Raw genomic sequence first — 22855 nt, 5'->3', positions numbered from 1 at the left:
TAGCAGATTATCATCCTACTCTGCTTTTGCGTGAATAAGCTTTTCAAGATATGCAATACGTGCACATACTGTAAATACCTCAGCAGCCTGCTCAAGCTCTTCGATTGGTGGAAGAGATGGAGCAAAACGGATAACTGAATCGTTAGGGTCCATGTGATATGGGAATGGAGCGCCTGCTGGTGTAAGCTTAACACCTGCCTCTGCTGCCAAATCTACGATACGAGTAGCTGTGCCCTTTGGAGCATCAAATGTGATGAAGTAACCACCCTTTGGTGAAATCCAAGAACCACATCCTGCCTCTGCAAGGTCTCTCTCAAGTGTCTTGATAACAAGCTCAAACTTAGGACGTAAGATTTTAGCATGCTTTTCCATGTGCTTTGAAACAGACTCAACATCTGAAAAATATCTAGCATGACGGAGCATGTTAATCTTGTCGAAGCCGATTGTCTGAACTGTAAGTGTCTTCTTAATCTCCTCACGGTTCTTGTGGTTACATGCGATTGCAGCAATACCGCCACCTGCAAATGTAATCTTTGATGTAGAAGCAAACTCAAATACAAGATTTGGATTGTCTGCTTCCTCACACTCGTGAAGAATGTTTAAGATCTTGCTCTTCTCTTTGTATAAATGATGTACCGCATATGCATTATCCCAGAATACTCTGAAGTCCTTAGCTGCTGGCTTGAGGTTAGCAATTCTGCGAACAACCTCATCAGAATATACAATACCCTGTGGATTAGAGTACTTAGGCACACACCACATACCCTTGATTGTATCATCTGCTGCAACAAGTCCCTCTACAACATCCATATCTGGACCATCCTCATTCATAGGGATGTTAATCATTTCAAAACCAAAATGCTGTGTAATAGCAAAATGTCTGTCGTAACCAGGAACTGGGCAAAGCCACTTCACACGGTCAAGCTTGCACCATGGTGTACAACCATCGAAACCAAACATGTAACCACGTGATACTGCATCAAACATCATGTTAAGTGAAGAGTTGCCGCCTACGATAACCTGCTCTGGCTGGCAATCCATAATCTCTGCGAAAAGATGCTGAGCCTCAACAATACCCTCCAACTGGCCGTAGTTTCTAGTCTCTACTCCGTTCATGCACTTCATAAGTGACTTACCATCGAGAATATCGAAAAGTGGCATAGAAAGATCAAGCTGCTCAACTGATGGCTTACCGCGGCTCATATCAAGCTTGAGGCCTTTTGACTGCCATTTTTTATACTGGGCAGTGAGCTGCTCCTTCTCTGAATTTAGTTCCTCTAGTGACATTTCACTGTACTTTTTCATTTTGGGGTTTCCTTCCTTATTGCTTATTTATCTGAGCGTATCTTATTAAGATACTCATTGATAACTTTTTCATATCCCAACTCTCCTGGTCGATAGAAATCTCCTATCTCCAGCCCATCAGGAAGGTATCTCTGATGAGAAAAATGATTTGGGAAATCGTGGGCATATTCATAACCTATGCCATGGCCCAACTTACTTGCTGATTTGTAGTGGGCATCCTGCAGGTGTGTTGGAATCTGTCGCGTGGTATTATTTCGTACCTCCTGCATGGCCAAATCGATAGCTCCGTAGGCTGAATTAGATTTTGGCGCACATGCTACATAGGTAGCTGCATGAGATAAAATAATTCTAGATTCAGGCATTCCAATTCGCTCAACAGCTAAAAATGCTGAAGTAGCAACTACTAAAGCCTGTGGATCAGCATTGCCCACATCCTCTGATGCGCAGATGCAAATACGTCTTGCGATGAATTTAGGATCCTCGCCTGCATATAGCATCCTAGCCAGATAGTAAACTGCCGCATCTGGGTCAGAACCTCTCATACTCTTAATAAAAGCAGAGATGGTGTCATAATGATTATCGCCATCCTTGTCGTATTTAATAACACGGCGCTGGATACATTCGCTGGCAACATCGATAGTAATATGGATCTTGCCGTCGGATTCGTCCCTGTCTGTGGTCAACACACCCAGCTCAATAGCTGTAAGTGCCGCTCTGGCATCACCATTAGCTATATCAGCTAAAAACTCTAGGGCGTCATCATCGATAACTGCTCCATAGCTGCCAAGTCCCTTTTCCTCATCTGTCAAAGCCCTATTGATAAGTGTCTTGATATCCTCTGTATCAAGTGGCTTCAGCTCAAAGATAATAGAACGGGAAAGAAGCGCTCCGTTGACCTCGAAGTAAGGATTCTCAGTGGTGGCTCCTATTAAAATAATGGTGCCATCCTCCACAAATGGAAGTAGATAATCCTGCTGTCCCTTATTGAATCTATGAATCTCGTCTATAAATAGGATTGTCTTTTTACCATAGGCACCAAGTGTCTGCTTAGCTCCCTCAACAACTGCCTCCATGTCCTTCTTACCAGAAGTGGTTGCGTTGATGGATGTAAACTCCGCTGAAGTAGTATGGGCAATTACCTGGGCAAGAGTGGTCTTGCCGGTCCCTGGTGGACCATAAAATATAATAGAAGAAAGCTTGTCAGCCTTGATGGCTCTGTAGAGGAGCTTGTCCTTGCCAATGATGTGCTGCTGCCCAACTACCTCATCCAAAGTGGTAGGTCGAAGACGCGCTGCAAGAGGTGACTCCTTTTTCTTAGCTTCCTGCCTCATGTAATCGAATAAATCCATTTATATCCTTCCTTTTGAATACTCATTTTTTCGCAATTTAATTATATCATAACGTAAAAAAAAGTATCAAAGGCTTGTACTTTAACTAACTAAAGCATTTACCTTTGATACTATACACTAATTATATTCTAAAAACAACAATTATTTTGCCTACAGCGGACATTTGTCCGTCTGAGAAAGTTTTTTATTATGTACAATCTGCTCTAAAGCCCTTTATTTAGCCAAAAGTTGACTTCCGTCTGAATCGATTGTAATAACAGTACCCTCGCTAATATCTCCTGCGAGAATGATTTTAGCCGCCATTGTCTCCACATTTTTCTGGATGTATCTGCGAAGTGGTCTAGCGCCATAAACTGGGTCATAGCCCTGGTCTATAACAAACTGCTTTGCAGCATCTGTAAGGTGAATGCGAAGCTGTCTGTCAGCAAGTCTGCCATTAAGCTCTTCTATAATAAGATCTACGATTCCGCCAATGTTGTCCTTTGTAAGTGGCTTGAACATAATAATCTCATCAAGACGATTTAAAAACTCTGGTCTAAATGAATTTCTTAAGTCATTCATTACAAGGTCATTTGTTTCCTTTGTAATCTCACCTGTCACACCATCGATTCCCTCAAGAAGATACTGGGAACCAATGTTACTTGTAAGGATAATGATTGTATTCTTGAAATCCACTGTTCTACCCTGAGAATCAGTGATACGACCATCATCAAGAACCTGAAGCAGTACGTTAAATACATCAGGATGGGCCTTCTCAACCTCATCAAAAAGTACTACCGAATATGGCTTACGTCTAACTGCCTCTGTAAGCTGACCGCCCTCATCGTATCCTACATATCCTGGAGGCGCTCCGATAAGTCGGCTCACGCTGAACTTCTCCATGTACTCAGACATATCAAGTCGCACCATTGCGTTCTCATCATCGAAAAGTGCCTGAGCAAGTGTCTTTGCAAGCTCTGTCTTACCAACACCTGTAGGTCCTAAGAATAAGAATGAACCGATTGGCTTGCTAGGGTCTTTGATACCAGCCTTTGAACGAATAATCGCCTCTGAAACAAGCTTTACTGCATCGTCCTGACCCATTACTCTCTTGTGAAGCTCCTCATCCAGATGAAGTGTCTTGCTTCGCTCTGTCTCATTTAATTTAGCAACAGGAATACCTGTCCATCGAGAAATGATTCGAGCAATTTCCTCTTCAGAAACATTTTCATGAACAAGGCTTTCATTTCTGCTCTTAAGCTTCTCCTCAGCTTCTGCAAGCTGTGCCTGTAGTTCTGGAAGTCTGCCGTACTGAAGCTTGGCAGCCTCCTCCAAGTCGTATTTTTGCTGAGCAATCTTTATCTGACCCTGAACATCATCAAGCTCTTCCTTGGCCTTTGCCACATCCTCAACCAGCTTTTTCTCATTGTCCCAAGCAGCCTTCTTTGTATTGTACTCGTCTCTAAGCTCTGAAAGCTCCTTTTGAATATCTGCCAGTCTATCCTGAGAAAGCTTGTCCTTTTCCTTCTTAAGAGCTGCCTCCTCAATCTCAAGCTGCATAACTCGACGATTCATCTCATCAAGCTCAGCTGGCATAGAGTCAAGCTCTGTCTTAATAAGAGCACAGGCCTCATCCACAAGGTCAATTGCCTTATCAGGAAGGAATCTATCTGATATATATCTATTAGAAAGTGTTGCTGCACTTACAAGTGCGCCATCTGTAATTTTTACGCCGTGGAAAACCTCGTATCTTTCCTTAAGGCCACGGAGAATAGAAATAGTATCCTCTACAGTTGGCTCATCAACCATTACAGGCTGGAAACGTCTCTCAAGAGCTGCATCCTTTTCAATGTACTCTCTGTACTCATCAAGTGTTGTGGCACCGATACAATGAAGCTCACCACGTGCAAGCATTGGCTTTAACATATTGCCTGCATCCAATCCGCCGCTTCCATTTTTACCTGCACCAATAATTGTGTGAAGCTCATCTATGAAAAGAATAATCTCTCCGTCAGAATTCTTGATTTCATCAAGGACTGCCTTTAATCTTTCCTCGAACTCACCCTGATATTTTGCACCGGCAATCATAGAGCCGATTTCAAGTGAGAATACCTTTTTATTTTTAAGGCCATCTGGCACATCTCCTCTGACGATTCGCTGAGCCAATCCCTCTACTACTGCAGTCTTGCCAACACCAGGCTCACCGATAAGTACTGGATTGTTCTTAGTCTTACGGCTTAAGATTCTGATTACATTTCTAATCTCTTCATCACGACCAATTACTGGATCAAGCTTGTTCTCTCTAGCTCGCTCCACCAAATCATAGCCGTATTTTTCAAGAGTGTCATATGTAGCCTCTGGATTATCCGTATTTACGGTTTGATTTCCTCTAACTGTCGCAAGTACAGCAAGAAATGTATCTCTATTGATTCCAAACTGCTTGAAAATATTTTTCACTGGAGTACTAGGCTTTTTAATCATGGCAAGCATGAGATGCTCTACAGAAACGTAGCTATCTCGCATTGCCTTTGCCTCGTCCTCAGCATAAGTAAGTGTGTAATTAAGGTGCTGGCCGACTCTCAAGTCGCCTCCTTGAACCTTCACTCTAGCCTGAAGAGCTGCATCCACAGCACTCTCAAACTGGCCCACATCTATATTCATCTTGCTAATCAATGAAGGAATCAATCCATTCTCCTGACGCAACAGCGCCATCAAAAGATGCTCCTGCTCCAGCTCCTGATTCCCATAATCCATTGCTATCTTTTCACAGGCATTGATTGCCTCAATTGATTTCTGCGTAAATTTCTGAATGTTCATATTCTCACCTCCTAAACCCTTGGTGTTCTTCCTGTAAATTACTATCACAAATTTTCTAATTATGTTTTAACATAAAAATTAGCACTCATCAAGAGAGAGTGCTAATAATTTATAATTATTTAATAATTCCGGCAAGCTAGACCTTATATAAACTGAAAAATATTCATCTGATTATCCACCCAGCTGCGCTGCTCAGCCTCGGTCAGGATGTCATCTGGTCCTAAGTTTCCTATTAGAAGAGGAGAATTCACATCGTGGAGTCCTCTGTTGATTCTGACTTGATTTATATCATTGTTTGCGTAGCAGTATTTACAGAAATGGGCACAGGTGTCGTAGGCTCCTATGTCTGCAGTGATGTAGCAGGAGCAATTTTCTCTGGCTGGCTTGTTCTTGGATTTTGGAACTACAAGGCTTTTGCCAATTGCTTTTTCATAGTCAGCTATAGTCATGCAGCCTCCACAGTCAGCTCCGTATTTTGCCAGAAAATCACCTTCTGCACATGGCTTTACCACCATGTCATGGGCTGCTGCTATCTCCACCATTTTCTGTCCCAGGTACACCTTTTCTTCGGCAGTAACACCCTTGGCCTCTGGGAAATTGCGTTTTACCTTTTCATATATATCTATGAAGCTGATAACCACTCGATTGGTGTACCCCTCTAGATTGGCGGCCATCTCCTGAAATCTTTGCAAATGATAGTCTACAGTGTATTTTTCATCCACAAAAATTGGGTCGTAGCGCCATCCCACAGAATTAATCCCGACTCTTTTAGAAAGCCACTTAAAATCCTCCATGACCTTCTCCTTGTCCGGCACCCCAGGCTCTATGTCCTTGCCATAGCCAGTTATAGTCACATACCAAAACTGCCCATAGCCATCCAGCAAATCCATGTATTTAAAAAATGGCCCCGGATTCTTGCTGCAAAATCCAATGGCATCCACCACTTCTCTATCCAACCTATATCGACTCACCTGCAGAGGGTTGTATGGATTTCTCACCATGACAAATCCCTCCCTTAATCTGTTGGCAAACCACTCAGGATAAAATGCAGGAATATCAGTCCTCTGTCCTGTATTTATTATCATTAATTCTTCTCCGCCAAAAGAAGGGCCATCACATGAGATACCTGTGGGAAATCTCCCGCCTCAATCAGTGCATCAATCTCTTCTTTTGTATATAGGTCAACGTTTAAAAACTCTGTGTCATCCAGATTCTGGCCACTTACCTTGTGACAATTTTTTGCCAAGAAAATATTGGCATAGTTGTCTGCTATGGTAGGATTGGATGGAATTGACAATAAGAATTTCCAGTCATCTGACTCATATCCTGTCTCCTCCATAAGCTCTCTTTTAGCTGCATCAAGTGCCGACTCAGCCTTTCCTGCATCTCCACGGTCTCCGTATTCCTTGCCGTCCTCACGCTCAAGGCCGCCAGCGCAAAACTCAACTGTCACTCTCTTGATTCCATGGCGGAACTGCTTAACACAGATGTACTTTCCATCCTCATCAATAGCCACAATAACCACATAATCCCTGCGGCTATAACTATAATATGGGCCGAAAACTGTACCATCAGGAAGCAAGTAATCGCTTCTTCTGAAATCTATGTACTCATCCTGAACAATGTGCTGGCATTTTACTTCTTTCCATTCTAAGTTCTTATCTTCTATCATCTCATTATCCTCGTATGGTTTTATTCTCTTATTCTCCCTAACAAAAGTTCCTTTATATAAGAAGAAAAAATGTTTCTCAAAAAATATTTTGACATTTTCCAATAGTTTTTTAAAGCCTATTTTGCAATAACAGGGGATATTATTATATAATCCCTACAGTAACGGCTAGTTACACATTTTATATATGAAACTATTTCACGAGGTAACCATGAACGAGCAGGATCAAATCCTTTACAATAGAATAATTGAGCTTTCAAACAGGGCTTACAAAAATAACATTTACGTGTTTTCCGACTTTTTGAGTCTCAGCCAGCAGGACCTATTTTTCCAGGCTACTAGGGATAAATCATTTGCCCCTATCGCCTACGATTTGTTTGGTGGCTATGAAAATTGCGAGAGAAAAATGGCGCGCTTTGGCAGCGAAAAAGACTTTGGCTATAAAGTAGATTTTCCTATTAAATGTATCAAGATTGAGCCACTTGCCAAGAAATTTGCCAAGGCTTACACCCACCGTGACTACCTAGGCAGCCTTATGAGCCTTGGAATAGATAGGAAAAAATTTGGCGACATCTTCGTCGATGGCATGGACGCCTACATGTACGCAGACGAATCCACCGCAGATTACCTTTTGGAAAACTTTGTCTCAGTGGGCCGCAACTCAGTAAAATGTTCTTTTTCTGAACTGCCAGAGTCCTACAAGCAGGCCAATCTCAAGGAATCCACTATCCAGGTGGCATCTCCTAGGGCTGATGCAATCATCGCACGAGTTTACAACCTAAGCCGCAAGGATACTATCCCTTATTTCACCGAAAAAAAGGTATCTGTTAACGGCCACATCGTAGAGAATAACGATAAAATCCTAGCCGCTGGGGACTCTGTTTCAGTACGTGGATTTGGAAAATTCAACATTGTCTCTGAGGGAGGACTTTCAAAAAAGGGCAAATTAAACCTTACAGTTGAGGTATTTGGGGCCAAATAGAGCCAAATAACGCCAAATCGTTATATTATATCACTAATTCCCCACCCTCCATTTTAGTATATTTACACAAAGTTTATTCTACATATAGTGTCATACTACCCCACTGGTACAAAATATGGTATTATACTTATAAGTGGGAGGGTGTCATATGGTTATGAATGACATATTATTCAAGACTCATCTGAATTATCAGATTGAGACAAATAATGACAACGAAATAGAAGTCCCGTTATCTATGGACGACCTACGGGATATTGATTTACACAGATGTCGCTTCACTGAATTTCAAAAAGCCATTTCTTACATTCGAGACAACAACAACGACCTGCTCTTTAGCGACTCTAGTATCGATGCCATTAAGCCTGCAGATTTTTCCGACGACAAAATTTACAACTTTATAGAGCTCATTGAATTTGCCCGCCATACTGCTATCACTATTGGAAACATGGGTCTTTTTAGCGAGCTTCAAAAGATTTCCACTGCTGCAGATAAATTTACTTATCAATCTAGACAGACCGAAGGAAGGAAAACTGAGCCAGTGCTTTCTTTCCAGGATTATGATAATTATGAGGTAAAGGATGCCAACTACGCCATTACTTCAGAAGAGATCGGCAGCTATGTTCTCAGCGGAGGAATGGACGAGGCTGTACGTGTAACCGCTTTTTTCCATGACAGTTCTACGCCTGTTTGTCCGATTATATTGGTCCGCTTTTTCTCACTTAGCACGAGCACATATTTACCAAATGAAGACATCATAAATCTTGATACCATTTTTAAGCCTAACGCCTCTATCATAGAGACTTTCGCTTACTTAAGTTATCAGGACTATATGAAAAATACATTCAACCAAACTTTTGACAAGTTGATGTTCAGTGGTGCCATTGATGTAAATACCCTAGACGATATGTACTCAAAACACTACGACTTAACTTTATATGACCACCTAAACTAATTAGGATGTGTTCCCCTTTATCCCTTTGGCCTGGCCAAGGGGATTTTTCTTTGGTGGTTTTTCTTATCGCAGTTCACCACCCCAGGCTCATTATCTGACAATTTATAAAATAATTCTTAAATAATTATAAATTATTAGCACTCTCTATTGACGAGTGCTAATTCAGGGTGTATAACATAGTTACAACAAGGGAACAAATAAAAACAAAATGTTCCTGAACCAACTTGACTGACCCATCAGTCACCTAACGGGATTATTACAATATCATATATATTTAAGGAGGTAGTAATTATGTTAATGCCTAGTATTTTTTCAAATGATTTTATGGATGATTTCTTCTCAGTACCACGTGTAACAGGTTTTGGTCACTCATATGACAATGACTTCTCACGTATGATGACAACTGATGTAAAAGAAAATGAAAATGGATATCAAGTTGATATGAATCTTCCTGGATTTGCAAAAGAAGATATTAAAGCAGAGCTTAAGGATGGCTATCTCACAATCAAAGCCGAGACTAATCAGAACAATGATGAAAAAGATGATGACGGCAAATACATCCGCCGCGAGCGTTACACAGGTTCTTGCAGCCGTAGCTTCTACGTAGGCGATGCAGTTACTCAGGAAGATATTCACGCAGCCTTTAAGGACGGTGTACTTAGCTTGAATATTCCTAAGAAAGAAGCAATCCCTCAGAATGATGAGACAAAATACATAGCCATTGAAGGCTAACCATTTTTCCCCCTTTTTATACAGGATTTTTCCTAAATGCCAAATCCCCAGCAAGTAAAATTGCTGGGGATTATTTTTGTTTAAACTATTTTATTTTTAAAGTTCGTAAATACGTTTTTTGCTCTGGAGTGATTCTAAAACTTTCTACAGCCTTTTGAATAGTCTTGTTGTGAGTCCACTTTTCAAGCTTTTTTTCAGTAATAAATGGCAAAATGCTATGGTACTGCTTGGCTAGTGCCGTAGCAAAATACCAGGCAATCATCATATTTACGTAGTACTCCTCAGAGCGCACCTTAGCTACCATCTTGGCATACTTAATGTCAAAATCCTCATCTAAAAAATGCTCCATCAGCATCTTAATGGCAAATCGAATTGTATACGTCTCATCGGACTTTATCCAGGTATAAATCTCCTGTAGCAATTCTTTTTTATGCTTCTTAAAAATCTTTGGAGACATCTGGTCGCATGTGGCCCAGTTATTTACATAAGGTAAAAATTGATTGAGCCTCTCCATACATTTTCCGTAGTCTTTCATATCTGAAATAATAAATGCATGAAGTTGATTTTCATCAAACAGCTGGTGTGGCAACTGATCTAAAAACTCTGACACATCATCTCTTTTGCCAAGTTCCTTGGCATATTTTCTAAGTTCAGGTGTCCTGACTCCCACAAAATAATCAATGCCCACATTTGGAATCAGGTTTGACTGAAAATCTCTATACTCCACATCCTGGCGGGCATTCAGCCCTTCTTTGATTTCCTCTGCAATCATATCTCCCCCTAAAGCTTCATCTCATAGCAAAACATAGGCTGGTCGTAAAGCTCACATTCTCCCACCTTGTTAAAACCAAAGGCTGCATAGCTCTTCATAGCCTTTAAGTTATGGCGATTCACAAGAAAATGAAGGCTTTTGAAATCTCTTTCCTTCAGTGTCTTCATACCATAGTTAATCATTTCCTTGGCAATGCCTTGACTCTGAAATTCTGGGTCCACCGCAAGGCGAGAAAGCTCCCCACCTGGCTGCAATTCATTTGTCCAATGTGGCAATTCATTTACCAGCTCATCATCATCAATAGAGATGGCGGCAATAATTTTCTCCCCCTCTCTCATAATAAAAAGAGAGTCACGACCTAAATCAAAATCGATTTCATCCATGGTGGGATATTCTTCTGTCCATGGGCAGTACTGCCTTCCCAGCTGAGTCCTATAAAGAGCTAATATTTCCTCTGCATCTGCTCTGGTTGCATGCTCTATTTTTCTCATTTTATTCTCCATGTAGCTGCTTAAAAATTCTATAAAACCCCTAAGCCATTCTATACATCTTAGGGGTTCTATTAGGCTGTTTATTTACAAATAATATCGTAGGAAGTCTTGAATACTTCGCCTGCCTCAAGGGTATTTCCGTATTCTCTCTCCTCAAGCTTTTGATTAAATCCCACTCTGTCGCAACGTCCATACCATGGCTCGATACATACAAATGGTGCATGCTTGCCAACTGGCGACCACACTCCAAAAAGTGGTGCATCAAATTTTACCGATAACTGGTCCACACCATCTGGATTTACAAGAGTAACCTGATCTGACTGGCGGTCTTCGATAATGAGAGCGTCTCTGCTAAAAAGCTCATCAGACATATGAAGAATGCCATTATCAAGGGCAAGTTTCTCCTTCTCATCTCCTAGGCATCCGCTGCCATCTGAGGAAATGATAAATGCTGTAACTGTATCATTTACCTTTCCTGCTTTTTCAAATCTAAGAGTCCATGTATCTAAATCGCAGTTAAATGCTGGATGTCCGCCGATTGAAAAATACATCTTGGAATCATTTGGATTTTCAACCTGCCAACCTACATTTACAGTACCATCTGTAATCTTATAGCTAAGAGTAAGGATGAAAGAAAATGGGTATTTCTCCTTTGTCTCCTCATTATCTTTTAATGTAAAAACAAGCTCATCTGCGCTCTGAGATACAAGGGTAAAATCCATATCTCTAGCAAATCCATGCTGACCCATCTCATATGTCTTGCCAGCATAAATTGATTTCTTTCCATAATAATTGCCTACAAGTGGGAAAAGTACTGGAGAAGTACGTGCCCAAAATGCGCCGTCGGCCTGCCACATAAGCTCTCTTCCATCAGCTTTTCTAATAAGAGACTTAATCTCTGCGCCGTGGTCGGCAACTGTTAATTTTATCTTTTCATTTTCAATAGTGTATAACACAAGAAAACCTCCCTATCCTCTAGTTTCATAGATTAACTATACTAGAATCAAGGGAGGTTGAAAACACTAAATTCTATGTGTAGTGGAATTATCTTTAAGCGTCCACCAATTGCTCCATATTTTTATGGTGCTCTTCTTTTTCATTGTACATAAGAGCATCTAATATCTCAGCGAATTCTTCTCTAGCCATATTGCTGGTTGAAACGTAAATAGAATATCCACAGCTTATGTCAACATTTTTGTCCCATCCACGCTTGTCCCTAATGTGGGCAAGCTTTTCTCTAACTTCATTGATAATCATATCAAGCTCAATTTTAGATACATTATCCGTAATTACGAAGAACTCATCTCCTCCGAATCGGCCAATTGATGCATCTTCATCAAAGGAATTGGTCAAAATATCGGCCATCTGTTTTATGGCTTTGTCGCCTTCTTCATGACCAAAGGTATCATTGATGGTTTTGAAATTATCAAGATCCATCATAATAGCCGCAAAATTTTTGCCTGAGGACTGACTATTTTTTATCATCTCATCCAGCTTGATATCGATACCACGTCGATTCAGCACACCAGATAAATAATCGATATTAACGTCATTGCTCTGGAAGAAGAAAAACAGCACCAAACATCCTAGTGATATTCCTGCATAAGTGGTATCCATGTTATAAAAGAACACTTGGCATATTGCACCTAATAGTGAAAAGAGTGGGAGAACCAAAATCATATTTTTGTATTCACTCATGAAATCTTTTCTAAACACCACTGTGTATACTAAAAGCAAAATGATAAACAGCATCACAAGCAGTGCTCTTATTATGTACAAACTGCCTCTGTAATATAATCCATCTTCAAAGTAGAAAAACCATCTAAGTCTAAAAAATGATGATAGGGTAACAAACACACCGTTTGCGATTGCAAATGCTCTAAAGGCATTTTTGAATCTCTTGCGCGGCCTGCTATTTTCGTTATCCATCCAGCAATCTACGTAGTTAACCGCAAATAAAATATCCACCGGATCTAATATGAAAATCAAAAAATATCCGATTCTAGCCAAGAATAAGAGATTGTCAGGATTGTATTCTCCTACTCTTCCTATTGATTCTGAAATTAGTAAAATAAGCGTACAAGTAAGAATTGCAGAGTATTTACGACCTTTCTGCAACCTGGAAGTTTTGTTCTGAAACACCAAAAGAAGAATCAGAAGGAACGATGTGAAAAAATTTAGTACCAGCCAACTAGGTATTTCAACCATTTTATGCCTCGCTAAAATAAACAATTATCCATTGCTATCTTTTGATTGTACCATCATATGTTTATAAAATTGTGTCTTTTCTACAGTTTCTCTAGGTTCATTTTATTGCAACTACCGCATATTTTGCAACAAAACTTGCTCTAAAATTAATCATTCATCCATGAATTGACCAAGGCGATTTCCTCGATGTATCCCTGGTCATCATTTGGAGTCTCTAGGATAAATGGAAGATTCTGAAGAGCAGGATGAAGTGCAATCCTCTTCATTGCCTCCATTCCAATACACCCCTGGCCCAGCTTCTCATGACGGTCCTTTGCTGCACCACATTCATTTTTACTATCATTGAAATGGATAGCCTTAAGACGATCTAGACCTATAACCTTGTCAAACTTTGTAAGGACTCCATCCAAATCATTTACAATATCGTATCCCCCATCCCAGATATGGCATGTATCAAGGCACACGCCTAGCTTTTCATTAAGGGTAGTTCTATCGATAATTTCTCTGAGCTCCTCAAATGTCTTTCCAACCTCAGAGCCCTTGCCTGCCATAGTCTCAAGCAAGACTGTAGTCTTCATCTCAGGCCAAAGAGACTCATTCAGTCCATCTGCTATCTGCTGTATCCCAACCTCCGGTCCCTGACCTGTGTGAGAACCTGGATGAAAATTGTAGAGCTGATTAGGCACCTGCTCCATACGCTTTAGATCCTGCTTAAGCATATCTAGTCCATTGGCTCTAGTCTCTTCCTTGGCAGAGCATAAATTCATTGTATAGCTAGCATGAGCAACCAGTTTGCCAAACTTCTCCTTCTCAAGAATAGCCTGAAGCTTTTTAACGTCTGCACCATCGATTTCTTTGGCCTTCCCGCCTCTTGGATTTCTCGTAAACCAAGCAAAGGTATTGCCTCCGAATTCCGTCATCTGACGTCCCATTGCCTCATAACCATTTGTCACCGATAAGTGACATCCTATGTATATCATGCTTATGTCTCCGTTCTTTTTGTCTTATATTATAACTTATGTATTATAGTATAATCCATCTTGAAGCAGACTACAGCAAAAACTCTTTAATCTTTTGTTCTACATTTTTTACCTCTAAAGGCATGTCCACTGACTCCATCGTACATATCAAGTCTCTTCCCACCATGTATCCATTCTTCTCATATTGCTGAATCTTCATAAAATTCTTTGATGCATATTCTAAATCAGATACGATACCTAGGTGCTCCCAATACATGGTCTGACGTTTTCTCACATTTAAGGTAATAAAATCCGGATATACGGTACTATGACCTAGTTCTAGCATTGGTTCATACTGATATGGCACATTATATTTATCTAATGCATCCGCGATAATTTTTTCCGATTTAGATCTAACCAATTCTCCCCTATTTGTTAAGAAAACACCATCATCTGGAAATGGATTTTGCATCCCTGGATTCTCCTCATACCATGATTGGATATAATTCTCACTAGTTTCAATAAATGGCGTTACAAGTATCTTTCTGCCAGAATTCATATCAACAAAAATACGTTCAATCGAATCCACATCATATCCTTTTAGGAATCTTTGTAGCTTGTTTTGCATATCCTTTAGTCTTTTGTTAATAGCAAGCTCATAGTCCCTTTGCATTATGCGCTTAATCAGCTTAATCTCTTTTCCACTAATATACTTTTTAGTATTCAATGTCCTATCCACGTAATAGTACTGGTACACACCATTGCTCTTGGATACATGTATATGCCCCTTTGGTAAATCAGAGAATTTCAATAAGCTTTTATTCGATTTCTTAACTAATGCACTTATCTCCTTAAGCTGTTCCTCTAGTTTTTCATTTAAATTTTCCATAACTACTCCTTTTTTAGACCGCTTGTCTCTTTTGGCTCTTAAATTCAGGGCCAGAATCGAAAACCTACGGGTTTATTTGCAAAATTGCATTTTGCACCGTAGGATTTCTCCCTGCAAATTTTTCGATTACGGTTTTTTTCTATTTTTTTAGAAAATCCCCGTAGTCCACTTTCTATTCATCTTCTTACTTTACGGTGAAAATAAAGAACTTTAAATATTTACCGTAGCAGTGCAAAAAAGGCTACGGTACATTTTCAGAAAATCGAAAAATACCCGTAGGTTTTCGATTCCAGAAATTTTTGAAATTGCCCACTTACGGGTATTTTAGGCTTTCATAAAATAAACCCGTAAATCGGCTCAAGATAATCCACAAAATGTAAAAATGTCGTGAAATAAGTTATGTATTCGCTAAAAAATGGAGAACAAACCTAGCATAGCTGTATCGCCATGCTAAGCTTCTCCTATACCTATTTCAAAACCAAACTTCTCATAAAGCTCCCGCATGTCATATAACTAGTAAAAATTTGGAAAGTCGTGACGACATGTCACAAAAAGTGATAAAAAATAGATATAAATCATAACTCGCAGATAAATATAACGTCTTGAATATATTTTGTCAACAGATTTTTTCTTATTACACAAATTGTTCACTGTTCCACATAATAACCTTAAATGTCATATAAAATAGAGTTTTGCCATGCAAAGCACTGCAAGCAATTAACTTCATCTGCTGGCGAGCCACACCCTTCAAAGGTAGCTTGTTCATATATTACGGAGGAAAGACCTGATTTTATAAAATAATAGTGGTCACACTGCCATCATCAATCATTTCAAGCATAATATCTGCAAACTTCGGGTCAAACTGGTTTCCTTTACCCTTTTCTATTTCGCCGCGAACTATTTCTAGAGGCAGGGCGCCTCTGTAGCTTCGGTTGCTGGTCATGGCATCGTATGCATCAGCCACAGCAATAATTCTGGCTTCCTCTGGGATTTCGTCTCCTGCAATTCCCTCTGGATATCCTTTTCCATCGTACCTTTCATGATGCCATTTTGCCCCTGCTGCAAGCTCTGGCATTTCCTTTATATTGCCTAGAATCTTGCCGCCAATGCCAGGGTGCTTTTTTATAGCGGCAAACTCCTCATCCGTAAGCCTTCCCGGCTTGTTAATCACTTCATCGGGAACTCCAATCTTGCCAACATCATGAAGAAGTCCCATCATGAAAATATTCTCCTGTCGCTTTTCGTCATAGCCGTATCTTCTTGCGATTTCCTTGGAATAGGCTGCCACTCTTCCGGAATGGCCTTTAGTATAATTGTCCTTGGCATCAATGGCGTCTGCAAGACTCTCCACAACGTGCAAGAAAAGATTTTCATTTTCCTTTGTCTTCTCGTCTACCACACTTTCAAGATTTCTTTGCAGTCTTATGAGCTCCACTGCGTGCTTAACCCTAAGCACAAGGACACTGGCAACAAATGGCTTTCTAATAAAATCCATGGCTCCTAGAGAAAGTCCCTTCGTCTCTGTATCCTCATCCTCATTTCCTGTCAGAAAAATCACTGGGGTATCTCTCCAAGCAGCCTCGCTCTTTTTAAGGGCCTTGACCGTTTCGAATCCATCCATTTCAGGCATACTAATATCCATCAAAATAAGGTCTGGAGCAGAATTGTCTTTAATATACTCCAAAAGTGCTTTGCCGGATTTTAGTGCCACTACCTTGAGACCAGCACTTGTGAGAGTGTTCCAGGCTCTTTTTAAAATTATAGGATCATCATCAATAACTACAATCTGCGGAATCATTTCTACCTCCTATAAGATATGCCTTCCAATGGTGATATTTTCCATGGGTTTATACCCTAATTCAATAGTGGTATACTCAAATCATGGAGGGGCATTTATGAACATTAATATTCCTGGTATTGATATAACAAAAGCTATCCAAAACTCTGGCTCTGAGGAGCTCTTTACAGAGCTTCTCGGCGATGTATATAAACTAATGGATGATAAAATCAATCTGGTAGAATCCTACCTAATGCAAGGGGACATCCAAAACTTTACTGTCCAGGTCCATTCCCTAAAAACCACCTGCCGCATGATTGGGGCCATGGATTTAGGTGAAGATTTCTTTACCCTAGAAAAGCTAGGTAAGGACAACAATGTACCTGAAATCCAAAAGCTTACACCAGGGATTCTTGACTCGCTTAGAGCGCTAAAGCCTTATCTTCAGCCATTTGCTTCAAATGATAATACCGGTCAAAAAAGCTTTGACAAAAATGCCCTGTCAAATATCTTGAACACCCTTATTAAAGCAGTTGATGATTTTGATCTTGGCGCTGCTGAAGAGGCTACAAAACAGCTCTTTTCTTATGACTGCCATGAAGAACTTTCAGAAAAAATTACTGCTCTTGATAAGCTTGTTTCCAATCTTGATTACGACGAAGCAAAAGAGCTAGCTAAACAAATCCTAAGTTCTCTCTAATCTGTGTTAATCAGTAGGTATTGTTCCGTAGCTTGCCACTGCTTCATCAACGGTCATCTCTCCATTAACAACTGCGTAAGCCGCTGCTCTGAACTGCTTTACCGCCGTGTCGAGAATTTCTGTATCCCTAAAGTTTACGGTCCGCTCCTCAGGAAAATCCCCCAGGGAAGCATAGACTTCGTCAAGAGAATAATCTTTGGTAGGTGTAATAAGTCTTTTTTCTAGGGCCATGCGTCCAAGTTCATCATCACTAGTTAGGAATCTGATAAATTCATTGGTCATATCAAGGGTTGCGCTGTTTTTGTTTACGCAGAATAATATGGAAATTGAATCCATAAAGTATCCGCCCTCGTCTCCAGAAGGTGCTACATAAAAATCATATCTAAAAGGCTTAGCAGAAAATGCTTCTGACTTACTCTCTCTCTTTTTAGTTCCAGAAACAACGTCCCCAGAGCAAAGCATCATCGGAACATCTCCCTCAAAAAATCTCATAATAACTGCATTGTAATCATCTTCAATTTCAGCTGTACATTTATCTACATCTATGCAACCTAAATCCACAAGCTCCTTTAATCTAGTAAGGGACTCTCTCATGACTTCACCTGCAGAAGGTACCAGATTATTAAGGTCATCCTCGACGCTTCTATCATCTTTTACAGTTTTTGCAAACATAGGATATGCAAAAGCGTAGCCGATACCTGGAGTTGTTGAAGTGTTTGCCCCCATGACAGGAGAAGCATAGCCTGCATCTTTTAGCTTTTCACATACTACTTTTAGTTCATCAAATGTCTCTGGAATCTCAAGGCCTTCTTTTTCAAAAATATCCATATTCACAAGCATTCCATAGGATGTGGCAAATACTGGAAGAGCCACTATTTGACCATTATCCATCTCCCACTTAACACTTGGACGTATGCAATCTAGGTTGATTTCAAGCTCCGGAGCAGAGAGCACTTCTGCATCGTCAAATAGTGATGTAAATAGTGGATTTCCATACATCCAAGGCTGCACCACATAGATATCTGGTGGCTCCTGTCCAGCCAGGGCAGGCCCTATTGTATTTCTGTAGTCATCCAAAAATGTGTAGGTAATCTCCCCATTTGGATAATATTCGTAGAACCTATCGATAGTGCTCTCGAGGGATTCAAAGTTAGAATATGTTCCAACAACGGAAAGCTTGTACTCAGTGTCAGATGAGTATTTTGGAGAAAAGCCCTCGCTAGCTTCTTCATGCTGTTCACTTTGCTCTGAACTTTGATCTTGGCTCTGATTCTGCCCCTGATCCTGACCACAGCTGGCCAAGTTAAATCCCATCATTGCCACAAGGGTCATAGATAATATTGTCTTAATTCCTCTATTCATGCCTTCTCCTTTCCACTATCATCAACCTTAGAAAAATAATCATCTGCCAAGGAAGCCACTTCTTCCACATTCATTTCTTCGAAATGGGCCCCTATGATTTTTCCCTCATCAACATCAGTCAATTTTGGCATCTGGTAATCCACCAGTAATAAATCCACTTCATGCGTCTTTAAATATCCCTGGGCCTGCTCTGTAGATTTTGCAACTGCCACCTCATAAATATCTGATAGCTTTGCCATAACCCCTCGCAAAAAGTCGATATTCTCACCCACTACAAGAATCTTTTTCTTCTTTTCATCCACTTCCTTGATTAAATCAGCGGACAAATATGTAAGCAGCATGCCTTCTAGCTTTTTCGTATCAATTGGTTTTGTCAGATAGTCATCAAAACCGGCATTTATATACATTTCTCGCATGCCTGATACCGCATTTGCGGTAAGACAAATAATAGGTGTCTTACTGTTTGGCGTGTCGGTATAGGCCTTCATTTCTCTAATGGTCTCTATGCCATCCTTGTTAGGCATCATGTGATCCAGGAAAATCACGTCATAAAAATTACGCTTAAAAAGAGCAATACATGCATCTCCACTTTCTGCCGTATCTATCTGCATCTTGGTCTGCCTAAGAAGATTTACAAACACCTTTAGGTTGATTTCATTATCATCAACCACCAATATTCTTGCATCAGGTGCCACAAAGGAAACTTTGTATTTCTCCCGCTCCTTAAGAAAGCTCTTGAAAGCAGCATCAAACTCACCCAGTGGCTCCCATTTCACCACCTTTTGTCTCAAGTCAAATGAAAATACAGAGCCTTTTCCGTACTGGCTTTCCACCTGGATTTTGCTATCCATCATATTAAGAAAACTCTGGGCAATTGCCATTCCAAGGCCAGTGCCTTCTATATTTCGATTCTTCTTTTCCTCAATTCTCTCAAAGGCTTCAAATAGCTTATCAAGGTCTTCTTCCCTTATTCCAATTCCAGTATCCGCCACGCTGACATGGAGATTTACATAATCAGGATTGTCCTCACATTTGCTACTATCAATTGAAAAAGTCACGCTGCCTTCCCTTGTATATTTGACGGCGTTTGAAAGAATATTAGTGATGACCTGCTTAATCCTTATTTCATCGCCATGGAGACATCTCGGTATGTTTTTGTCCACCTCAAGCTTGAAATTAAGCTGCTTTTCATCAGCCTTTCGCTGCACCATATTTACAATATCATTTAAAAGTGAAGCAAAATTGTAGTCCACATCAATGATTTCCATTTTTCCAGCCTCAATTTTGGAAAAATCAAGGATATCATTGATAATGCCAAGCAGGGTATTTCCCGCTGCTCTAATATTTTCTGAGTACATAAGTACATCATTATCCCGGCTGTCTCTTAAAATCATTTCATTCATGCCAATTATGGCATTCATTGGTGTCCTGATATCATGGGACATGGTAGAAAGAAAATATGATTTCGCCTCATTAGCCTGATTTGCCGCCTCTGCTGCAACAGCCAGCTTTCGATTGTAGTTGCGGAGAATCACTAGATTAAAATGAAGAAGAATCATAAGTCCCAAAGCGACAATTCCTAGAATCATCCAATCAATTGACCTGCTTACCGTCAGTTCATTGGCAGGAATATAGGCCACCAGAAACCATGAATCTAAATTGCTTAAAGGAGCGTAGGCAATCACACTGTCCTCATTTTTAGAATTGCGAATGTGCATGGAGCCTATATCTGTGCGGATTGTCTCCACCACATTCTCATATTCCTGGGCGGACATAGGATTGTATGATTTAAAGTATTCGAAGAAATTGCTATTTTTAAGTGATTTACCATGAATCATGTAGTCGCCATCCCAATCGATAAGGGATATTTCAACATTTTCATACTCACCCTTCAAGAAAACCAGCTTCTGCTCAAGGCGGCTCACCGGTACCACGCGAATAATAAGTGCATCTCGCATATTACCTGTTTCCCCGTCCACCACCTGTATGTTATTCAAAAAGGCGATTGACTGGACGCCATTTAAAGGGTTGGTATAGGCCCTTGTTAAATTAACAACACCATCTACGTTGCTAATCTCTAGATTTTCAAAAATATTAATATGGGAATACTTTACGGAGAAATTGGACGGGTCTGTAGAACTAGCCGTTGTAGAAATACCTGCCATAGAGCCGTCGTCAATATAAATAAGATGTCCTGAGATCTCAGGAGAAATTTTTGCTTTTCTAATATATGAAATGGCCTCATCAACAGTCATAGGAGTCCCTGCCTCCGCTGACCTATTGATGTAATTAGCCCAAATATCACACAGATGCTGCTCGTCCTCCAAATAGTTGGCCACGATCTGCTCTGTTGTAGTAGTCATTTTCTCAAAAGACGCAATTGAAGCCTGGTTTGATTCTGTCGCCCTGTCGTTAGCGTACTTTACAATAATGAAAAGAATCAAACCTACTATCAAAATATTAATGATAACAATGTATCTTTTCTTCAATCTGCATCCTCTGTAATAATACACAATTTACGTTTATGATACAGATTAATTATAACATCTAACCTATAGCGATTTTGTTAAAAAACTTTTAATTCGCTATGGAGCCGGTTCTAAAACGCTGTCCGGTCTGCTGTCAACTTTCTAAAACCTCGGTGACGTGTAACCTCTCTTTAACAGTTCAATTAATTTGTCCGAAGGCTCATCCATGTCATTATCAACCCACTTGATCAACATGCAAAACATTCCGCCCACACTATAGGCCAAAAGATAAGGTACCTCCTTTTCCATGCTCTGTGTCTTTTCCTTAGTATGAACATACTCCATAACCTGAAGCGATTTTTGATACATATGATCAAAGAAAGAGTTTAAGATATTTTGTTGTTTTAAAAGAAAAAGCAATGATTTTCGTTCTTCACAAAACTCAAAATAACATTTAACCACATCCCAATAATGATGAATGTCTCTTTCCTTTACCTGTAAAAAAAATTCCTGAAACCATGATTCAAACAGAAAAACAAGTAGTTCTTCCTTGCTTGAGAAAAGCCTGTAAAAGGTTCGCCGAGACAACTTTGCCTCCTGGGCTATCTGTGTAACAGTAATTTCTCCAAAATCATATAGATTCATGCACTTAAGCAGCGCCTTCCCCATTTCTTCTTTTGATTTTTCTGCTATTTTTCCGTTAGTTCTGTTCATAAATCTCACTCCCAATGGTATATTTGTATAAAGTGTTACACTATTGTAAATATGTGACACATTAGCAATTCCCGTTGACTTCTAATTATTTTATAATATAGTATATTCATATTTGACACAAGTGTGACACATTAGAAGGAGAATAAACATGCTAGTAATAAATATTTATATGATTGTTGGATTCATCACTTTATGCTGGATTATCACCAGATTAGTAGTCTTTCTTTTAACAAAAAAATTAAATATCTTAAGAGAGCTACAGCTCATCCTTGTCTATATCTGTATTGTAGTTATTTCAAGAATGGTACTGCTCCCTTTACATCTTGTAAATGGACACCTAGGAACCATAGTTTTTGATGCTTCAAGGATTTTGCCCTTCTGGATGAACCTTAAGCCTTTTACATTTGTAAATGATTTTTATGATGGTTGGAAGACAAACGTAATCGGAAATATCGCAATGTTTATTCCTGTGGGAATCGTGTGGCCATTTTGCTTTAAAAAGCTTAATACCATAGGAAAATCAATTCTGGCAGGCGGAGGCTTTTCACTTTCTATCGAAATTTTTCAGCTGCTCTTCTTTGACCACTGCAGCGATGTGGATGACTTAATCTTGAACACAACCGGTGTAGTAATCGGAAGCCTCATATATTTCGGAATAAAAAAAGCCTCACAGAAGAAGAACTAAAAAAAGTGCCTTTGAATGCAAGCATTCAAAGGCACTTTTATAAAT

At 39.9% G+C, this 22855-nt stretch carries 21 protein-coding genes; 6 read left to right on the top strand and 15 right to left on the bottom strand.

The features are described 5' to 3' along the window. Window positions 1-15: 15 nt before the first annotated feature. From F0Q01_RS01450 to F0Q01_RS01430, 5 genes are all read right to left on the bottom strand, one after another. On the bottom strand, window positions 16-1305 hold the full coding sequence (locus tag F0Q01_RS01450; protein ID WP_090485467.1) for an aminotransferase class I/II-fold pyridoxal phosphate-dependent enzyme: 1290 nt from the start codon (window positions 1303-1305) through the stop codon (window positions 16-18). A 23-nt stretch (window positions 1306-1328) separates the two neighbouring features. Next, window positions 1329-2654 (bottom strand): replication-associated recombination protein A, encoded by a 1326-nt coding sequence (locus F0Q01_RS01445; RefSeq protein WP_090152093.1) that lies wholly within the window; start codon window positions 2652-2654, stop codon window positions 1329-1331. 213 nt (window positions 2655-2867) lie between these two features. Further along, complete coding sequence (gene clpB / locus F0Q01_RS01440) at window positions 2868-5450, bottom strand: ATP-dependent chaperone ClpB (protein WP_090152096.1); 2583 nt, start codon at window positions 5448-5450, stop codon at window positions 2868-2870. A gap of 143 nt (window positions 5451-5593) precedes the next feature. Continuing rightward, a complete protein-coding gene (locus F0Q01_RS01435) occupies window positions 5594-6535 on the bottom strand; it encodes a DUF1848 domain-containing protein (RefSeq protein ID WP_090485464.1) in 942 nt (313 codons plus the stop codon). Then, window positions 6535-7122 carry an NUDIX hydrolase gene (locus F0Q01_RS01430; RefSeq protein WP_090485461.1) on the bottom strand — a complete coding sequence of 196 codons (588 nt, stop codon included), beginning with the start codon at window positions 7120-7122 and terminating at the stop codon, window positions 6535-6537. The genes F0Q01_RS01435 and F0Q01_RS01430 overlap by 1 nt, the downstream gene beginning before the upstream one ends. A gap of 208 nt (window positions 7123-7330) precedes the next feature. Between F0Q01_RS01430 and F0Q01_RS01425 the strand changes: the two genes are divergently transcribed. The 3 genes from F0Q01_RS01425 (at window position 7331) to F0Q01_RS01415 (ending at window position 9785) form a co-directional block, all read left to right on the top strand. Continuing rightward, complete coding sequence (locus F0Q01_RS01425) at window positions 7331-8101, top strand: YlmH/Sll1252 family protein (RefSeq protein ID WP_090485458.1); 771 nt, start codon at window positions 7331-7333, stop codon at window positions 8099-8101. A gap of 154 nt (window positions 8102-8255) precedes the next feature. Continuing rightward, on the top strand, window positions 8256-9053 hold the full coding sequence (locus F0Q01_RS01420; protein WP_143001124.1) for a hypothetical protein: 798 nt from the start codon (window positions 8256-8258) through the stop codon (window positions 9051-9053). A gap of 291 nt (window positions 9054-9344) precedes the next feature. After that, the gene (locus F0Q01_RS01415) at window positions 9345-9785 is read left to right on the top strand and encodes an Hsp20/alpha crystallin family protein (protein ID WP_090485455.1); all 441 of its coding nucleotides are present in this window, start codon (window positions 9345-9347) and stop codon (window positions 9783-9785) included. An 85-nt stretch (window positions 9786-9870) separates the two neighbouring features. Here F0Q01_RS01415 and F0Q01_RS01410 read toward each other — a convergent pair whose 3' ends face one another. From F0Q01_RS01410 to F0Q01_RS01385, 6 genes are all read right to left on the bottom strand, one after another. Further along, on the bottom strand, window positions 9871-10557 hold the full coding sequence (locus F0Q01_RS01410; RefSeq protein ID WP_090485452.1) for a DNA alkylation repair protein: 687 nt from the start codon (window positions 10555-10557) through the stop codon (window positions 9871-9873). Between the two features lie 8 nt (window positions 10558-10565). Continuing rightward, a complete protein-coding gene (locus F0Q01_RS01405) occupies window positions 10566-11048 on the bottom strand; it encodes a GNAT family N-acetyltransferase (protein WP_090152112.1) in 483 nt (160 codons plus the stop codon). A gap of 80 nt (window positions 11049-11128) precedes the next feature. Continuing rightward, a complete protein-coding gene (locus tag F0Q01_RS01400; protein ID WP_090485449.1) occupies window positions 11129-12004 on the bottom strand; it encodes an aldose 1-epimerase family protein in 876 nt (291 codons plus the stop codon). Window positions 12005-12098: 94 nt separating this feature from the next. Beyond that, window positions 12099-12977, bottom strand: a complete 879-nt coding sequence (locus F0Q01_RS01395) for a GGDEF domain-containing protein (protein WP_330584255.1) — start codon at window positions 12975-12977, stop codon at window positions 12099-12101. A 425-nt stretch (window positions 12978-13402) separates the two neighbouring features. Then, entirely contained in the window at window positions 13403-14236 is an 834-nt protein-coding gene (locus tag F0Q01_RS01390) for a deoxyribonuclease IV (RefSeq protein ID WP_090485444.1), read from the bottom strand. 70 nt (window positions 14237-14306) lie between these two features. Continuing rightward, complete coding sequence (locus F0Q01_RS01385) at window positions 14307-15104, bottom strand: hypothetical protein (RefSeq protein ID WP_090485441.1); 798 nt, start codon at window positions 15102-15104, stop codon at window positions 14307-14309. Between the two features lie 672 nt (window positions 15105-15776). Here F0Q01_RS01385 and F0Q01_RS13910 point away from each other — a divergent pair. Next, the gene (locus F0Q01_RS13910) at window positions 15777-15905 is read left to right on the top strand and encodes a hypothetical protein (protein ID WP_279279442.1); all 129 of its coding nucleotides are present in this window, start codon (window positions 15777-15779) and stop codon (window positions 15903-15905) included. Here the strand turns inward: F0Q01_RS13910 and F0Q01_RS01380 are convergent. Then, on the bottom strand, window positions 15895-16902 hold the full coding sequence (locus F0Q01_RS01380; protein ID WP_090485439.1) for an HD domain-containing phosphohydrolase: 1008 nt from the start codon (window positions 16900-16902) through the stop codon (window positions 15895-15897). The two genes, F0Q01_RS13910 and F0Q01_RS01380, sit on opposite strands and share 11 nt — an antisense overlap. Before the next feature lie 97 nt (window positions 16903-16999). On the opposite strand from F0Q01_RS01380, the gene F0Q01_RS01375 reads away from it, so the two are divergent. After that, on the top strand, window positions 17000-17581 hold the full coding sequence (locus F0Q01_RS01375) for an Hpt domain-containing protein (RefSeq protein ID WP_090485436.1): 582 nt from the start codon (window positions 17000-17002) through the stop codon (window positions 17579-17581). A gap of 6 nt (window positions 17582-17587) precedes the next feature. On the opposite strand, the gene F0Q01_RS01370 is transcribed toward F0Q01_RS01375, so the two are convergent. The 3 genes from F0Q01_RS01370 to F0Q01_RS01360 form a co-directional block, all read right to left on the bottom strand. Next, a complete protein-coding gene (locus F0Q01_RS01370) occupies window positions 17588-18943 on the bottom strand; it encodes an ABC transporter substrate-binding protein (RefSeq protein ID WP_090485433.1) in 1356 nt (451 codons plus the stop codon). Next, a complete protein-coding gene (locus F0Q01_RS01365) occupies window positions 18940-21432 on the bottom strand; it encodes a response regulator (RefSeq protein ID WP_090485429.1) in 2493 nt (830 codons plus the stop codon). Before F0Q01_RS01365 ends, F0Q01_RS01370 begins: the two co-directional genes overlap by 4 nt. Before the next feature lie 141 nt (window positions 21433-21573). Next, window positions 21574-22125 carry a TetR/AcrR family transcriptional regulator gene (locus F0Q01_RS01360; RefSeq protein ID WP_090485426.1) on the bottom strand — a complete coding sequence of 184 codons (552 nt, stop codon included), beginning with the start codon at window positions 22123-22125 and terminating at the stop codon, window positions 21574-21576. Window positions 22126-22273: 148 nt separating this feature from the next. On the opposite strand from F0Q01_RS01360, the gene F0Q01_RS01355 reads away from it, so the two are divergent. Next, complete coding sequence (locus F0Q01_RS01355) at window positions 22274-22810, top strand: VanZ family protein (RefSeq protein ID WP_090485423.1); 537 nt, start codon at window positions 22274-22276, stop codon at window positions 22808-22810. Window positions 22811-22855: the final 45 nt, after the last annotated feature.

Origin of the sequence: Pseudobutyrivibrio xylanivorans, from assembly GCF_010906925.1 — a bacterium.
Taxonomy (GTDB): Bacteria; Bacillota; Clostridia; order Lachnospirales; family Lachnospiraceae; genus Pseudobutyrivibrio.
Note: the sequence above shows the minus strand (reverse complement) of the source record. Positions and strands in the feature narration are given on the sequence as shown.

What these genes read in the sequence shown, in the direction of transcription:
- F0Q01_RS01450 (WP_090485467.1), bottom strand. Translation starts at nt 1,305, where the DNA reads ATGAAAAAGTACAGTGAAATGTCACTAGAGGAACTAAATTCAGAGAAG.
- F0Q01_RS01445 (WP_090152093.1), bottom strand. Translation starts at nt 2,654, where the DNA reads ATGGATTTATTCGATTACATGAGGCAGGAAGCTAAGAAAAAGGAGTCA.
- clpB (WP_090152096.1), bottom strand. Translation starts at nt 5,450, where the DNA reads ATGAACATTCAGAAATTTACGCAGAAATCAATTGAGGCAATCAATGCC.
- F0Q01_RS01435 (WP_090485464.1), bottom strand. Translation starts at nt 6,535, where the DNA reads ATGATAATAAATACAGGACAGAGGACTGATATTCCTGCATTTTATCCT.
- F0Q01_RS01430 (WP_090485461.1), bottom strand. Translation starts at nt 7,122, where the DNA reads ATGATAGAAGATAAGAACTTAGAATGGAAAGAAGTAAAATGCCAGCAC.
- F0Q01_RS01425 (WP_090485458.1), top strand. Translation starts at nt 7,331, where the DNA reads ATGAACGAGCAGGATCAAATCCTTTACAATAGAATAATTGAGCTTTCA.
- F0Q01_RS01420 (WP_143001124.1), top strand. Translation starts at nt 8,256, where the DNA reads ATGAATGACATATTATTCAAGACTCATCTGAATTATCAGATTGAGACA.
- F0Q01_RS01415 (WP_090485455.1), top strand. Translation starts at nt 9,345, where the DNA reads ATGTTAATGCCTAGTATTTTTTCAAATGATTTTATGGATGATTTCTTC.
- F0Q01_RS01410 (WP_090485452.1), bottom strand. Translation starts at nt 10,557, where the DNA reads ATGATTGCAGAGGAAATCAAAGAAGGGCTGAATGCCCGCCAGGATGTG.
- F0Q01_RS01405 (WP_090152112.1), bottom strand. Translation starts at nt 11,048, where the DNA reads ATGAGAAAAATAGAGCATGCAACCAGAGCAGATGCAGAGGAAATATTA.
- F0Q01_RS01395 (WP_330584255.1), bottom strand. Translation starts at nt 12,977, where the DNA reads ATGGATAACGAAAATAGCAGGCCGCGCAAGAGATTCAAAAATGCCTTT.
- F0Q01_RS01390 (WP_090485444.1), bottom strand. Translation starts at nt 14,236, where the DNA reads ATGATATACATAGGATGTCACTTATCGGTGACAAATGGTTATGAGGCA.
- F0Q01_RS01385 (WP_090485441.1), bottom strand. Translation starts at nt 15,104, where the DNA reads ATGGAAAATTTAAATGAAAAACTAGAGGAACAGCTTAAGGAGATAAGT.
- F0Q01_RS13910 (WP_279279442.1), top strand. Translation starts at nt 15,777, where the DNA reads ATGTCATATAAAATAGAGTTTTGCCATGCAAAGCACTGCAAGCAATTA.
- F0Q01_RS01380 (WP_090485439.1), bottom strand. Translation starts at nt 16,902, where the DNA reads ATGATTCCGCAGATTGTAGTTATTGATGATGATCCTATAATTTTAAAA.
- F0Q01_RS01375 (WP_090485436.1), top strand. Translation starts at nt 17,000, where the DNA reads ATGAACATTAATATTCCTGGTATTGATATAACAAAAGCTATCCAAAAC.
- F0Q01_RS01370 (WP_090485433.1), bottom strand. Translation starts at nt 18,943, where the DNA reads ATGAATAGAGGAATTAAGACAATATTATCTATGACCCTTGTGGCAATG.
- F0Q01_RS01360 (WP_090485426.1), bottom strand. Translation starts at nt 22,125, where the DNA reads ATGAACAGAACTAACGGAAAAATAGCAGAAAAATCAAAAGAAGAAATG.
- F0Q01_RS01355 (WP_090485423.1), top strand. Translation starts at nt 22,274, where the DNA reads ATGCTAGTAATAAATATTTATATGATTGTTGGATTCATCACTTTATGC.